The organism is Flagellimonas sp. 2504JD1-5, assembly GCF_053618295.1.
Genome location: NZ_JBSIOU010000002.1, coordinates 729,288 through 743,692 on the forward strand (window position 1 = coordinate 729,288; position 14,405 = coordinate 743,692).

Sequence of the window (14,405 nt, forward strand, 5' to 3'; positions counted from 1 at the left end):
CAAATAAATCTGAATTACTTAACCTCTTCGAAGTCTATCCTTCGACCTTGCTCAGGACGGGCTACTTGACTTCTTCGAAGTCTACGTCTTCAACATTGTCTCCTTCTGCAGCATCACTTCCGCCAGCTGCACCTTCTGCTCCAGCAGCATCTGCGCCATTGGCCTGAGCTGATTCAGCTTGAGCCTTGTACATTTCTTCCGAGGCTACTTTCCAAGCTTCGTTGATTTTCTCCAAAGCAGGCTCAATTACAACCACATCTTTGGTTTCGTAAGCTTTCTTCAACTCTTCCAAAGCTTCTTCGATTGGCTTTTTCTTGTCATCGGACAGCTTATCGCCAAACTCCTTCAGCTGTTTTTCTGTTTGGAAGATCATTCCATCGGCCTCATTCAACTTATCAGCCGTTTCCTTGGCCTTTTTGTCAGATTCGGCATTTGCTTCAGCTTCAGCTTTCATTTTTTGGATTTCCTCCTCTGTCAAACCTGATGAAGCCTCAATTCGAATATCCTGTGTCTTGTTTGTAGCCTTGTCGGTGGCAGATACCTTGATGATACCATTTGCATCAATATCAAAGGTCACTTCAATTTGAGGCGTACCTCTTGGCGCGGGTGGAATACCATCTAAATGGAACCTACCAATAGTTTTGTTATCCGCAGCCATAGGACGTTCTCCTTGCAATACATGGATTTCAACCGAAGGCTGATTATCTGCAGCGGTAGAAAACACTTGTGATTTTTTAGTAGGAATTGTGGTATTCGCCTCAATCAATTTAGTGAACACACTTCCCATGGTTTCGATACCCAATGAAAGTGGAGTAACATCCAAAAGCAATACATCTTTTACATCACCTGTCAATACACCCCCTTGAATGGCAGCTCCAACAGCCACTACCTCATCTGGATTTACTCCTTTAGAAGGTTTCTTTCCGAAGAATTTCTCCACAGCCTCCTGTACCGCCGGAATACGTGTAGAACCACCTACTAAAATGATTTCATCAATGTCACTTTTTGAAAGACCCGCACTTTTTAAAGCTGTTTCACACGGCTCGATTGTTCTTTTTACCAAATCATCGATCAATTGCTCAAACTTGGCACGGCTCAATGTTCTTACCAAGTGTTTTGGACCAGAAGCGGTAGCAGTAACATATGGTAAGTTAATTTCTGTTTGTGCGGAAGAAGACAATTCAATCTTTGCTTTTTCAGCAGCTTCACGAAGTCTTTGCAACGCCATTGCATCTTCCCTTAGGTCCATTTGTTCTTCACTTTTGAACTCCTCGGCCAACCAATCAATAATTTTTTGGTCTACATCATCACCACCTAAGTGTGTATCGCCATCTGTTGCCAATACTTCAAAAACACCGTCACCCAATTCCAAGATGGAAACATCATGTGTACCACCTCCAAAATCAAAAACTACAATTTTTTGATCTGTATCTTTTTTGTCCATTCCATAGGCCAAAGAAGCTGCAGTTGGCTCGTTAATGATTCTTTCAACGGTCAATCCGGCAATCTCTCCTGCCTCTTTTGTAGCTTGTCGTTGTGAATCATTAAAGTATGCTGGAACGGTAATAACGGCTCTAGTTACATCTTGACCCAAGTAATCCTCAGCGGTTTTCTTCATTTTTTGAAGAATCATGGCTGAAAGTTCTTGAGGTGTATATAAACGCCCGTCTATATCAACTCTTGGTGTATCATTATCTCCTTTCTCTACTTTATAGGGAACGCGGTCTGCTTCTTTTTTAGATTCAGAGAATTTGTTCCCCATGAATCTTTTGATAGAGTAAATGGTCTTATTTGGATTGGTGACCGCCTGTCTTTTGGCGGGGTCCCCTACCTTTATCTCACCACCTTCCACAAATGCAATTACCGAAGGTGTTGTGCGTTTACCCTCTGCATTTGGGATTACTACGGGCTCGTTACCCTCCATAACGGAGACGCAGGAGTTGGTCGTACCCAAGTCTATGCCTATAATTTTGCTCATCGTATTTAAAGTTATATCTGTTGAAAATTCTATTATTAGTGTCGCTCTACCAATGTCAATGATTATGCCATGACAAAGAATATGACAAGGTGTCAGCCAAATGCAATCAAAAGATTGCTTCAGTTTGGTCATGTTTTCATGAGCTACATTGCCAATTTTATCTATTTTGGCTTTCCAAATTGAAATGCAAAATCTAATCAATGGAATGCATTAGTGTTTTTGATATGCTCAAAATAGGCGTCGGCCCCTCAAGCTCCCATACTTTAGGGCCCTGGAGAGCGGCTGAACGCTGGATTGGGGAATTAAAAAAACGGGGGCTTTTCGAAGAGGTCTGTGAAATCAAAGTGAGTTTATATGGCTCGCTATCCTTGACCGGAAAAGGGCACGCCACGGACATTGCCGTGGTAATGGGCTTATTGGGCACAGATCCAGAAACCGTTCCTACGGAAAACATAGATGCCGTAATAGAAAATATCAAATCCACTAAAACCTTGGTTTTTGGCGGAATCCGTGCCATTCCTTTTCATATGGATGAAAGCATTTCTTTTAAAAGAGAGTTTCTTCCTTTTCATTCCAATGGTATGCAATTCACAGCCAGTTTTGAAAATGGAAGTTCACAAACTGAAACCTATTATTCCATTGGGGGCGGTTTTGTGGTGAAGGAAGAATTATCACACTCCAAGGAGAACAAAGCAACGTTCAAGACCTTTCCTTGTCCCATTAAAACTGGAGAGGAACTTCTTTTTTATTGTAAGAAAAAAAAGAAGTCCATTTCAGATATTGTTCTACAAAATGAACGGTCTTTACGTTCGGATGTGCAAATTGACACTGAACTAAAACGCATATGGAACACCATGCTGGAATGCATGTATACGGGCTGCCATACCCAGGGAATGTTACCTGGTGGGTTGCACGTTAAGCGTCGAGCTTTTGACATGCATGAAAAATTGAAGGGTGTACAGGCCTATTCCAATCCGGAAGAATGGCTAGAAAGTATTCGGGAGACTGAAGTGAAATTTCGTCAAATCATAAAATGGGTAAGTTGTTTTGCATTATCCGTTAACGAAGTTAATGCAGCCTTGGGAAGAGTGGTTACTGCACCTACCAATGGAAGTGCAGGGGTAATTCCTGCTGTTCTTATGTATTATCTGGTCATTGAGAATCACGATGGGGATTTTGAGGATATTAAAAAATTCTTACTGGTGGCTGGCGAAATAGGAAGCATCTTTAAAAAAGGAGCGACAATTTCTGCAGCCATGGGGGGGTGTCAGGCAGAAATAGGGGTGTCTTCTGCTATGGCGGCTGGTGCACTTACAGAATTAATGGGTGGTACACCGGAACAAGTGTTGATGGCTGCCGAAATTGCCATGGAACATCATTTAGGACTTACCTGCGACCCTATTGGTGGCTTGGTTCAGGTTCCGTGTATAGAAAGAAATGCCATGGGAGCCATAAAAGCTATCAACGCAGCCGAGCTGGCTATGGACTCAGACCCGAGAGAAGCCAAAGTTCCACTGGACAAAGTGGTGAATACCATGTGGGAAACTGCCAAGGACATGAACAGCAAATACAAGGAAACTTCAGAAGGAGGTCTAGCCGTGGGTGTCTTTTTAAGTGATTGTTAATCAAAAAACCAAGACGTCTTCCATGGACAGGCAAAGAAATCCGAAACAACCCCAACCCAATAATCCATTACATGGTGTAAAGTTGGTTGACATATTGGAACTCTTGGAAGAACATTATGGTTGGGAAGAAATGGCGAGAAGGGTCAACATCAATTGTTTTAAAAAAGACCCCTCAATCAAATCCAGTCTTAAATTTTTAAGAAGAACGCCCTGGGCCAGAGCTAAGGTGGAAGCACTGTACCTTGAATTAATGACAGGCCGAAAATAAAAAGTCACCTAAAACACAATAAAACAATCACTATATACAATATTTCAATCCAAAACTGCTAAATTTATTACTTTGGCCACTGATTAACAGTAAATTATAAAAAACATATAGGGCCATTTTTTGACCTAAAAACACCCTCTGAAGGTACAATAACCTTGAGAGACGAACAGCTTTCCCTCACTGGTTCGTCCAATTGAACATTAATAAGAAAACTGACAATTGAACATTATGAAAACAAAATTAAGCTTGGCCATATTGGTTCTGGCATTATTGACTGCCGTTCACTTTTTGACAAAAGACACTACGAACAATACATTTAAGAATCAGCAAAAAGCCTCATTCAGCTTTATCAAGTGTACACCGACCACCTATTTATTAGAGGTAGTGGATTCCACACAGCAAATCGCCCCGCTATTTGAAAACTTAGGGGATTTGAATTATACCATCACCACCAAAAATGAGAACGCACAAACATTTTTTAACCAAGGTTTACGCCTCACCTATGCGTTTAACCATGCTGAAGCCCATCGTTCTTTTATGGAAGCCTCCCGTTTAGACCCTACCTCGGCAATGACGTTTTGGGGGCAAGCCTATGCTTTGGGTCCAAATATTAACGACCCCCTTCCTCCCGAAGAGCGTAAAATTAAAACCAATGAAGCTTTGGCCAAAGCCAAAACTCTTTCGGTCACCGCAACCCCAAAGGAAAAAGCTTTAATTCAGGCATTAACAGCAAGGTATAGCGAAGACCTGACCAAAGATGTTGCCGAACTAAACATGGACTATATGCATGCGATGGACAAAGTATTACAGCAATATCCAAATGATGCCGATATTCAAGTGCTTTATGCCGCTTCGGTAATGAATACCGTGCCGTGGAATTATTGGAATGAAAATGGAGACCCCTCCCCTAATATTCCAGAGGCCAAGGCAGCTTTGGAAAAGGCTATGGAACTCAATCCAAATAACCCGGGAGCACATCACTATTATATCCATATGGTAGAACTGCCCAAGCCTGATCTAGGTGTTGCCAGTGCTGATAAATTGGGAGGACTTATGCCTGCAGCAGGACACTTGGTTCACATGCCTTCCCATATTTACATTCGGGTGGGTCGCTATTTGGATGCCGTAACGGCTAACCAAAAGGCAATCTTAGCGGATGAAGACTACATTTCCCAATGCTACTCACAAGGTCTGTATCCTTTAGGATACTATCCACATAACATCCATTTTCTATGGTCCGCGGCTAGTTTGTTGGGCAATAGTGATGTTGCCATAGATGCAGCAAAGAAAACTGCAGAAAAAGTGCCTGTGGGTGAATTCACAACCATGCCATTTCTTCAGGATTTTGCATCCACTCCCATGTTGGCCTATACCCGCTTTGGAAAATGGAATGAAATTTTAACTATTCCTGCACCTAATAAAGATATAAAGCATCTTAATCTGATACGTCATTATGCCAGGGGAATGGCATTCATTAGAAAAGGAAATAGCAAAGAAGCTCAAGAAGAATTAGATGCTATCGAAGATTTGAGAAAAGATCCAGAATTGGAAGATTTGGTTGCTACTGCAAACAATGCGTCGATTCATTCTGCAAATATTGCTTATGAAGTAATTGCGGGAGAGTTGGCTGCACTTAATGGGAACACTTCCAAAGCGATTGAACACCTTAAGAAAGCAGTGGAATTTGAGGATGGCCTCACTTATACCGAACCTGCTGCATGGCACATTCCAACACGGCAAAATTTAGGAGCAGTTTTAATGGATGCCAAAAAATACGAGGAAGCGGAAAAAGTTTATCGCGAAGATTTGGATGTGCTTCGGCAAAATGGGTGGTCATTAATGGGCTTGCACAACAGTTTAAAAGCGCAGGGCAAAATGGATGAAGCAAAAACCATTAAAGCTGAATTTGACAAAGCTTGGGAACATTCCGATTTGACCATTACAACATCTGTACTCTAAAATGACCTCGGCAGAATTGAAAAAATACAAACGGACCAAAGGGCTAATGGTTATTTTTACCGTTGGCCTTTTGGCCGCTTTTTATGCTCTTTCCCAAAGTGGCACCCAACTTCCGGTTTTAGGACCAAAAGATTTCAACCCGGAGTTGGTTGACATTAGTCTCCAACAAACCATCGAATCGCATTCAGTGGCTGATTTTGAATTGATAAATCAAAATGGAGAAATTATAACACAAGCGGATTATGAGAATAAGATTTATGTAGCTGATTTCTTTTTCACCCGCTGCCCCAGCATCTGCCCTATTATGTCAAATAATATGGAAAAGTTACAGGAGGCATTCCGAACAAAAGATGATGTTATGTTCCTATCCATGTCCGTTACTCCAGATATGGATAATGTTCCCATTTTAAAGAAATATGCCGATAGACATGGAGCCATAGATTCCAAATGGAATATCACAACAGGAGATAAAAAACATATCTACAATTTAGCCCGCAAAAGTTATTTTGCAGCTGTGGACCAAGGCGATGGAGGGCTACAAGATTTTATACATACCCCGAACTTTGTGCTGGTCGATAAGAAAAAGCAAATCCGTGGAGTCTATAACGGAACGGATGATGACGATATACTCCGCTTGAAGGAAGATATTAAAACGCTTTCATCCAGATAAGCATACAATCAATCTTCAAGACAACCTGCCCTGCCTCTGGTATCAATCAAATAGATGATTTTCCATTCACCATCAAAATTGATCAGTTGGAATGAATTGATACCACAATGGCTAAAATTATCATTGATCCAAAATTCATATCCCACCCAAGCATTCGCCATAGTCCGATCTACCTGAATGGAAAAAGATGTCAATTTTTCTTGAAAGTTGATACTATCCGGAATACTGGTAATGGACGTTATCAATTTTGAAAATTCTTCGGTTCGGAACATGGTTTTGCCTTCCTTGTTTCTTCCAGTAGTCTGGAGCACAACATGGTCGGCCAATGTACTTTTCATGATAACCGAATCCTGTTTATGAAATCCATTGAAAAAAGTCTTTATAACCTCTTTGACGGCTTGTTTGTCATCAATTTCTGGTGGATTTGGTCCTTGCGCATAAGAAATTGCCAAGGAAAATAAAGCAAGAACAAAGGATACGGATGTTTTCATTTTTATTGTTTTTTGATTGCCGTTCAATTTAAACAAATCTGCTTACATTTAGCGGGTAAAACCGAACATAATGTCAGTTGCAAAAAAAGAATATAAGCGGGTCACGGTAAAATCATTGATAGAAATGAAACAACATGGAGAGAAGATTTCCATGCTTACTTCCTATGATTATTCCATGGCCAAAATTGTAGATGCCGCCAATGTGGATGTCATTTTGGTAGGAGACTCTGCCAGTAATGTCATTGCAGGGCATGAAACGACACTTCCGATTACTTTGGATCAAATGATCTACCATGCCGGTTCGGTGGTCAGGGCAGCCAAAAGGGCATTGGTTGTGGTTGATATCCCTTTTGGGAGCTATCAAAGTGATTCCAAGGAGGCACTGCGATCCGCTATTCGGATTATGAAGGAAAGTGGTGCCCATGCCGTAAAAGTTGAAGGAGGTTCCGAAATAAAACAATCGGTTACCCGTATTCTTGAAGCAGGAATTCCGGTTATGGGGCACCTGGGGCTAACTCCCCAATCCATTTACAAATTTGGGACTTATACCGTCCGTGCGAAGGAAGAAGAAGAGGCCATAAAGTTAAAAGAAGATGCCAAAATGCTGGAAGAATTGGGCTGTTTCGGTATAGTTTTGGAAAAAATTCCAGCAAAGTTGGCAAAAGAGGTAGCCTCAAGTGTTTCCATTCCCATTATAGGAATCGGTGCAGGAAATGGAGTGGATGGTCAAGTCTTGGTAGTGCACGACCTTCTGGGCATGACACACGAGTTTAATCCCCGATTTCTTCGAAGATATATGAATCTGTACGAAGATATGAGCAATGCCATTTCACAATATGTCGACGACGTAAAGAGTCGGGATTTTCCAAACTCTGAGGAATCCTATTGATATTTGGATAACTGGATTTTTGGATTTTCGGATTGCCCTTTTTCAATTTTGACCATTTTCAACCTCATAAATTAGTCTTTAAACCATTACAAAATTAATTTATGCATCGATTTAAGAATTTGGAAATATGGAAAATGAGTAGGGCGTTTTGCTCTAAAATCTATAAGATTACCTCTTCTTTTCCGGAAACAGAAAAATTTGGCATAACCAATCAATTAGGAAGAGCTTCCATATCAATTCCGTCTAATATAGTCGAAGGTTCATCGAGAAAATCAAACAAAGATTTTTCAAGGTTTTTGGAAATAGCAGTAGGTTCTGTCTATGAAATTGAAACTCAATTATTGATTTCCTATGATTTGGGTTTTTTGCCTAAAACCAGATTGGATTCTCTTTTATCCGATTTAAGCGCCATTGTTAAAATGACCGTCAAATTTAAATCTACTTTGAAGTGAAATCTGATTTTTCCAAAAATCCAAAAATCCAAAAATCCAATTACTCTAATCTTCAAGTAATTTATGAAGACAACCATTTAATCGCTATCAACAAGCGTTGTGGGGATATTGTGCAAGGGGATAAAACAGGAGATTCCCCATTAAGTGATGTTGCAAAGCAATACTTAAAAAAGAAATACAATAAACCGGGCAATGTTTATTTAGGAGTTGTTCATAGATTGGATAGGCCCACTTCTGGAATTGTATTATTTGCCAAAACGTCCAAGGCCCTTCCCCGATTGAACAAATTGTTTTCCGAAGGAAAAACCAAGAAAATCTATTGGGCCGTGGTCAAGAATGCACCCAAGGATGAAAAGGGAACTTTAGAACATTGGCTTGTTCGGAATCCAAAACAGAACAAATCATATGCACATTCCAAAGAAGTCCCAAATAGTAAAAAGGCAATTCTGAGTTATGCTGTTCGTAAAAAACTGGATTCGTATTTCTTACTTGAGATTGATTTAAAAACCGGTCGCCATCACCAGATCAGGGCTCAACTGGCCGCAATAGGTTGTTATATCAAAGGAGATTTAAAATATGGTGCTGCAAGGAGCAATAAAAATGGTGGAATCCATTTACATGCGCGAAGATTGGAACTGGAACATCCGGTGAAAAAGGAAATTATAACATTTAACGCTCCTCCTCCCCAAGATCCGATTTGGGATGTATGCTAGCGTGTGATAGCCAGTGCTTTCTCGCGAATAATCTGCCCAACAGGCTTATTGTGCAAATGACTCTCGAGCCATGAAAGAATGTCCAAATAGAGAAAAGCTCTTTTCTCATAAGGGTGGTGCTCATATTTCTTAAGTTCGGTATAGAGCTTTTGAAATTCGTTCTTCAATTCGCTTGGGTAGATATCACCAAGGCTTCGCAAGAATTTGATCATCTCTTTTTGCACCGCATGCAGGTCGTTCATTTTCAATAAAAATTTGTAGGTGCTCTTAAGCTGGACTTCCAAATGATAATCCATACCTGCCTCATAATGTGCCACAAGACTCAACACCCGTGCAAAGCACATCAAATCCTCGCGCATTTTAAGGTTCTTGTTGGAAATGATTCTTTTTAAATAAACAATACAGTTTTTATGGTCACCATTTCCAAAATACAAACACGCTATTTTATAGTAGAGCAACATAATATGGTGCTCATCTATCCTATCCTTATGTTTTTTAATACCATATTCGATTATGTTGACGAGATATAATCCGCGATCAAAAGCCCCTTCCAAAAAATGAAGATTAAGTTTATTTGAATTGATATACAAAAATGCCAAAGAAGCGATGTTGTCGTTTTGGGGAAAGTTGGAACTATTTACCTGCGCCTCAAGTTTTTCAAGTGTTTCTTTAAACTGAGAGCTGTACTTCACAAAAAATAAGGACTCTAACAAATAATGGTTTCCCTTTAAGAAAAATACAGGGTTAAGGTTGATCATCTCTTCATTATCATAGAAAAGGTCCACCCATTTACTCGCGTATTTGTACGAAGACAAAAAGTCCTGAATCAACAAACTATACCACAAATGGGCTTTGTACAACCAGAGTTTTTCGCGAAACCCCAAATCTTCAAGCTTGTAGTCCGGAAGATGAGTCTCAAAGTAACTTTTTACTTCTTGTAAATCCTCATCGCTGCGCACATACCCCACCTTGAGCATCATTCCATACAATTGCAATGACAGATTGGAGAGCTTGCTGGTCATTACATTATGCTCTGAAAGCTCCTTGGCCTGACCGGTTAATTCTTCTGCCCTATCAGGAATACTCCGGGTGATATATTGCGTCTCAATAATCTTTTCGAGCTCCACAATCTCATAAGCAACGTTCTTCTCCTCATGTTCTATGGCAAAGTTTTTGGCTTTGTCCAAAATTTTCAAACTCTGTTTGTACAATCCTTTTTGATATAGGATGGTTGCAAAATCCAACTGTTCCCTAATTTGAACCCTAATATTTTGGTTGACCGGATTTAGTCTTAAGCTGACCAAAATCTGTTTGTACAGATGTGCTTTAAGATTGGATAATTGGGATTTTTTTACGATTCCACTGTCCAAAATTTGTTTTTCATCATACCTTTTCAACTTATCGAGCAAATTGAACAAGGCCAAAAATTTGGCATCGGTATTCACCCCAAGTCGACCCACATATAGCTTAAACTGTCGCTTTTCAGATTTGGAAAGTGATTTGATCAATACAAACAAAGTATCCTTATGGGCATTTGTCATCGTAAAAAATATAATTTAACTATTTGAATTCCAATTATTTAAACTACTTGAAATACAATTTAACGTTGTAATGGGTTTAGGGGCCATCCGGTTCGTGCAAACTCCTACTTTATCTTCGTATAGCTTAGACAAAACAGACTAGAATAATGGCTAAAGATAAGGTACAAATTTTTGATACAACACTGCGAGATGGAGAGCAGGTCCCAGGTTGTAAATTGGACACCGAGCAAAAGTTGATCATCGCCGAACGTTTGGACGTACTTGGTGTGGATATCATCGAAGCAGGTTTTCCCATTTCAAGTCCAGGTGATTTCAAATCTGTCCACGAGATAGCCAAATTGGTAAAGAACGCTACTGTCTGTGGATTGACCAGAGCTGTTAAAAAAGATATAGAAGTTGCAGCCGATGCTATAAAAATTGCAAAAAGACCTCGAATACACACAGGAATTGGCACTTCGGATTCACATATTAAGCACAAATTTAATTCCACAAGGGAAAAAATCATCGAAAGAGCTGTTGACGCTGTGGCTTATGCCAAAACGTTTGTTGAGGATGTAGAGTTCTATGCCGAAGACGCGGGTAGAACGGACAATGATTACTTAGCACAGGTTTGCGAAGCGGTCATTAAGGCCGGGGCAACCGTACTGAATATTCCGGACACTACCGGATATTGTTTGCCAGAAGAATATGGGGCCAAAATGAAATACCTAAAGGAGAATGTAACCGGAATTGATAAGGCCATTTTATCCTGCCATTGCCATAATGATCTTGGACTTGCAACGGCCAACTCTATTTCTGGCGTTATCAATGGAGCAAGACAAATTGAATGTACCATAAACGGAATTGGTGAGCGCGCTGGAAATACTTCTTTGGAAGAAGTGGTGATGATCATGAGGCAACATCCTTACCTGAATCTTGATACCGGAATCAACAGCAAATTGCTTTATGATACCAGTCAAATGGTTTCCCAAAAAATGGGGATGCCCGTACAGCCCAATAAGGCCATTGTGGGATCCAACGCTTTTGCCCACAGTTCTGGAATCCATCAAGACGGAGTGATCAAACAACGGGAGACTTATGAAATTATGGATCCAAAAGATGTAGGTGTAAACGAATCTTCCATCGTGTTGACCGCCAGGAGCGGTCGTGCCGCTTTGGCATACAGGGCCAAAAATGTTGGCTATGAACTCACCAAACTACAATTGGATGTGGTTTACCAGAATTTCCTGAGATATGCCGACCGTAAAAAGGAAATTGTGGACAACGATATTCATGAAATTATTGAAACCAGTGACATTTCAATCCAAAGTTTGGCTTAATCAAGACATACTGTACTAAATCCTCCTATAGATGAATCTTAACATAGCCTTACTGCCCGGAGATGGTGTTGGACCAGAGGTTTTGGCACAGGCAGTAAAGTGCCTGGAAGCGGTAGAAGAAACTTTCAACCATAATTTTAATTACAAGGAAGCACTTGTTGGAGCTATTGCAATTGATAGAAAAGGTGACCCACTTCCAGCCAATACCCTGAAACTTTGCAAAGAGGCGGATGCGGTTCTTTTCGGAGCTATTGGAGACCCTAAATATGATAACGATCCCAATGCGGAAGTTAGACCTGAACAAGGATTGTTAAAACTTAGGAAAGAACTTGGACTTTATACCAATATTAGACCTGTAAAGGTTTTTCCTTCCTTGATAAAAAACTCTCCCTTAAAAAAGGAAATCATCGCCGGCACCGACTTTACCATTTATCGTGAGTTGACGGGAGGAATTTATTTTGGTAAAAAGCATTTAAACCAAGAGGGTACTATCGCTTCCGATCTTTGTGAATATTCGGAGAAGGAGATTTCCCGAATTGCACATTTGGCTTTTAAGGCTGCAAAAAACAGAAGAAAAAAATTGACTCTGGTTGACAAAGCCAATGTTCTGGAATCGTCGCGATTGTGGCGAAGAGTTGTTACCCGAATTGGTGAAAGTTACCCCGATGTTACCTTGGAATACTTATTTGTGGACAACGCGGCCATGCAAATAATCCTAAATCCGAGTCAGTTTGATGTTATCCTAACCGAAAACATGTTCGGTGACATTATTTCGGATGAAGGAAGTGTTATTGGTGGGTCAATCGGATTGTTGGCCTCTGCATCAGTGGGTGATGAAAACGCCATGTTTGAACCCATACACGGTTCGTATCCGCAAGCAAAGGGAAAAGATATTGCCAATCCCATAGCCTCGATATTATCCGCAGCTATGTTGTTGGAACATTTTGGCCTTTTTGAGGAAGCCATGGCTGTACGCGAAGCTGTGGACAAATCACTAAAAAAAGGGATAGTTACCCAAGATTTGGATGGCACCAGTCAGTATGGCACCAATCAAGTAGGTGATTTTATTGCAGAAAATATTGTGGATAGTGAGGATGATTTCAATATGAATGATGAGAATATCGACCTAGGTAAATCTACCATTATTTAACGGCCTCATCTTCCCCAGCCGCTGTAAGTTCACGGATGGTCGTATCAAACTCCTTTGTAAAAGCCTCATACCTATCTCCCGTAGCCGGGCCATTAAAACCTGTATGGATTTTCTTCACCTCTCCATTTCTATCAATGTAAATGGTGGTAGGATACGATAATACATGATTTAGCATGGGCAACTTTTCATTGGCCATGCGCTTGTTTGAAGTTTCATACTGTGCCAAAAGCACCGGATAGGTCAATTTTTCCCTTTTAACAAGTCTATCTATACCCTGTTCTGCCTTTTCCTTGGTTTTGGCGTACTCAAAAGCCAACGCAACAATTTCTACGTCCAAATCCGGGTTTTTCTTGAAATAATCAACATAAAAACGGGTTTCATCCAAACAATTGGGACACCAGGTTCCCATAATCTGCACTAAGACCGGTTTGTTTTTGAAACGCTCATCGGACATACTGACCATATTGCCATTGGTATCGGGAAAAGAAAAGTCGAAGCGGTCGTAGCCCTCTTTTAAATAGGTCAAGGTGTTTGGGTCCGGCAATTGATAGGCTTCGTTTCGTTTGGCCACAAACTTTTCCACGGAGTGATTACCCGAATAGAAGATTCCATTTAAGGTACTGTCTGTAACCTTGGCCGTAAACAAAAACACATGGGTCCCGTCAAAAGTCGAGAGCTTTAGGCTATCTCCATTGACAACTCCTTCTAAAAATCTGTAATCTCCAGTTAAGGTTCTGAACGTACCCTTGATCAGATTACCATTTTGCATAAAAATTCCCATTCCCGGGTAATCTTCATCCGTATCGATATCAAAATGCGTTTCCCAAATCCCTGATATGTTTACTTTAGGTTCAGCTCCAATTTCAAACCGATCTCTTTTGCCATATAGTGCGCTAAAAGGCACTACGCGATCCAAACTCTCTTTCACAAAACTTCCTTGGATTTCCGTTTCGGTAAAAGTTCCGGTAACATAACCTTCAAAAACGGGCATATTAAAACGGATGGAATCACCTTTAAGTTCAATCTCATCTATCAGAATAACTTCCTCAGCATTGTACATCTCTATTTGATAATCCCCCACCGAATCTTTGGATAAATAAAAGGTCACTGGCAATGCATCTGTTGCCGATACGTCCATTTTGGCCCACCAATCTCCTATTGCCAGCTCCGCTTTTTCTTCCTTTTTACAGGAAATCAGAAACAACGACATCGAAAATGTCAAAAGCCAGATTCTTTTCATAGTTTGAAGAGATTTATCAAGTTTGATAAAAATACAACGTAAAACTTATACTATTAGTGGTTGTACAGAATATTTACATTGAATCTCTTTCCCTATTGTTATATATTTGT

At 40.4% G+C, this 14,405-nt stretch carries 13 protein-coding genes; 9 read left to right on the forward strand and 4 right to left on the reverse strand.

Features of this window, described 5'->3' with window-relative positions:
- Positions 1-61: 61 nt before the first annotated feature.
- Positions 62-1,978 carry a molecular chaperone DnaK gene (dnaK, locus tag ACULLG_RS12710; protein WP_452127172.1) on the reverse strand — a complete coding sequence of 639 codons (1,917 nt, stop codon included), beginning with the start codon at positions 1,976-1,978 and terminating at the stop codon, positions 62-64.
- Between the two features lie 200 nt (positions 1,979-2,178).
- Between dnaK and ACULLG_RS12715 the strand changes: the two genes are divergently transcribed.
- The 4 genes from ACULLG_RS12715 (at position 2,179) to ACULLG_RS12730 (ending at position 6,500) form a co-directional block, all read left to right on the forward strand.
- Positions 2,179-3,603 (forward strand): L-serine ammonia-lyase, encoded by a 1,425-nt coding sequence (locus ACULLG_RS12715; protein ID WP_452127173.1) that lies wholly within the window; start codon positions 2,179-2,181, stop codon positions 3,601-3,603.
- A 22-nt stretch (positions 3,604-3,625) separates the two neighbouring features.
- Entirely contained in the window at positions 3,626-3,871 is a 246-nt protein-coding gene (locus ACULLG_RS12720; protein ID WP_452127174.1) for a VF530 family protein, read from the forward strand.
- Between the two features lie 228 nt (positions 3,872-4,099).
- Positions 4,100-5,830 (forward strand): tetratricopeptide repeat protein, encoded by a 1,731-nt coding sequence (locus tag ACULLG_RS12725; protein WP_452127175.1) that lies wholly within the window; start codon positions 4,100-4,102, stop codon positions 5,828-5,830.
- A gap of 1 nt (position 5,831) precedes the next feature.
- The gene (locus ACULLG_RS12730; protein ID WP_452127176.1) at positions 5,832-6,500 is read left to right on the forward strand and encodes an SCO family protein; all 669 of its coding nucleotides are present in this window, start codon (positions 5,832-5,834) and stop codon (positions 6,498-6,500) included.
- 8 nt (positions 6,501-6,508) lie between these two features.
- Here the strand turns inward: ACULLG_RS12730 and ACULLG_RS12735 are convergent, their stop codons facing one another.
- Positions 6,509-6,991, reverse strand: coding sequence for a nuclear transport factor 2 family protein (locus ACULLG_RS12735; protein WP_452127177.1), 483 nt, complete (start codon positions 6,989-6,991; stop codon positions 6,509-6,511).
- Positions 6,992-7,061: 70 nt separating this feature from the next.
- Between ACULLG_RS12735 and panB the strand changes: the two genes are divergently transcribed.
- From panB to ACULLG_RS12750, 3 genes are all read left to right on the forward strand, one after another.
- Entirely contained in the window at positions 7,062-7,880 is an 819-nt protein-coding gene (gene panB, locus ACULLG_RS12740; protein WP_452127178.1) for a 3-methyl-2-oxobutanoate hydroxymethyltransferase, read from the forward strand.
- 101 nt (positions 7,881-7,981) lie between these two features.
- Entirely contained in the window at positions 7,982-8,332 is a 351-nt protein-coding gene (locus ACULLG_RS12745; RefSeq protein WP_452127179.1) for a four helix bundle protein, read from the forward strand.
- Positions 8,329-9,045 carry an RluA family pseudouridine synthase gene (locus ACULLG_RS12750; RefSeq protein WP_452127180.1) on the forward strand — a complete coding sequence of 239 codons (717 nt, stop codon included), beginning with the start codon at positions 8,329-8,331 and terminating at the stop codon, positions 9,043-9,045. The genes ACULLG_RS12745 and ACULLG_RS12750 overlap by 4 nt, the downstream gene beginning before the upstream one ends.
- On the opposite strand, the gene ACULLG_RS12755 is transcribed toward ACULLG_RS12750, so the two are convergent.
- The gene (locus ACULLG_RS12755) at positions 9,042-10,586 is read right to left on the reverse strand and encodes a hypothetical protein (RefSeq protein WP_452127181.1); all 1,545 of its coding nucleotides are present in this window, start codon (positions 10,584-10,586) and stop codon (positions 9,042-9,044) included. The two genes, ACULLG_RS12750 and ACULLG_RS12755, sit on opposite strands and share 4 nt — an antisense overlap.
- Positions 10,587-10,732: 146 nt before the next feature.
- Here ACULLG_RS12755 and ACULLG_RS12760 point away from each other — a divergent pair, with 146 nt between their 5' ends.
- Together ACULLG_RS12760 and leuB are read left to right on the forward strand one after the other, a co-directional pair.
- Complete coding sequence (locus ACULLG_RS12760) at positions 10,733-11,905, forward strand: 2-isopropylmalate synthase (protein WP_452127182.1); 1,173 nt, start codon at positions 10,733-10,735, stop codon at positions 11,903-11,905.
- 31 nt (positions 11,906-11,936) lie between these two features.
- Positions 11,937-13,055: a 3-isopropylmalate dehydrogenase gene (gene leuB / locus ACULLG_RS12765; protein WP_452127183.1), complete on the forward strand. Its 1,119-nt coding sequence runs from the start codon at positions 11,937-11,939 to the stop codon at positions 13,053-13,055.
- Here leuB and ACULLG_RS12770 read toward each other — a convergent pair.
- Complete coding sequence (locus ACULLG_RS12770) at positions 13,048-14,295, reverse strand: peroxiredoxin family protein (protein WP_452127184.1); 1,248 nt, start codon at positions 14,293-14,295, stop codon at positions 13,048-13,050. The genes leuB and ACULLG_RS12770 overlap by 8 nt on opposite strands.
- Positions 14,296-14,405: the final 110 nt, after the last annotated feature.

What these genes read in the sequence shown, in the direction of transcription:
- leuB (WP_452127183.1), top strand. Translation starts at nt 11,937, where the DNA reads ATGAATCTTAACATAGCCTTACTGCCCGGAGATGGTGTTGGACCAGAG.
- ACULLG_RS12730 (WP_452127176.1), top strand. Translation starts at nt 5,832, where the DNA reads ATGACCTCGGCAGAATTGAAAAAATACAAACGGACCAAAGGGCTAATG.
- ACULLG_RS12735 (WP_452127177.1), bottom strand. Translation starts at nt 6,991, where the DNA reads ATGAAAACATCCGTATCCTTTGTTCTTGCTTTATTTTCCTTGGCAATT.
- panB (WP_452127178.1), top strand. Translation starts at nt 7,062, where the DNA reads ATGTCAGTTGCAAAAAAAGAATATAAGCGGGTCACGGTAAAATCATTG.
- ACULLG_RS12745 (WP_452127179.1), top strand. Translation starts at nt 7,982, where the DNA reads ATGCATCGATTTAAGAATTTGGAAATATGGAAAATGAGTAGGGCGTTT.
- ACULLG_RS12755 (WP_452127181.1), bottom strand. Translation starts at nt 10,586, where the DNA reads ATGACAAATGCCCATAAGGATACTTTGTTTGTATTGATCAAATCACTT.
- ACULLG_RS12715 (WP_452127173.1), top strand. Translation starts at nt 2,179, where the DNA reads ATGGAATGCATTAGTGTTTTTGATATGCTCAAAATAGGCGTCGGCCCC.
- ACULLG_RS12720 (WP_452127174.1), top strand. Translation starts at nt 3,626, where the DNA reads ATGGACAGGCAAAGAAATCCGAAACAACCCCAACCCAATAATCCATTA.
- dnaK (WP_452127172.1), bottom strand. Translation starts at nt 1,978, where the DNA reads ATGAGCAAAATTATAGGCATAGACTTGGGTACGACCAACTCCTGCGTC.
- ACULLG_RS12760 (WP_452127182.1), top strand. Translation starts at nt 10,733, where the DNA reads ATGGCTAAAGATAAGGTACAAATTTTTGATACAACACTGCGAGATGGA.
- ACULLG_RS12725 (WP_452127175.1), top strand. Translation starts at nt 4,100, where the DNA reads ATGAAAACAAAATTAAGCTTGGCCATATTGGTTCTGGCATTATTGACT.
- ACULLG_RS12770 (WP_452127184.1), bottom strand. Translation starts at nt 14,295, where the DNA reads ATGAAAAGAATCTGGCTTTTGACATTTTCGATGTCGTTGTTTCTGATT.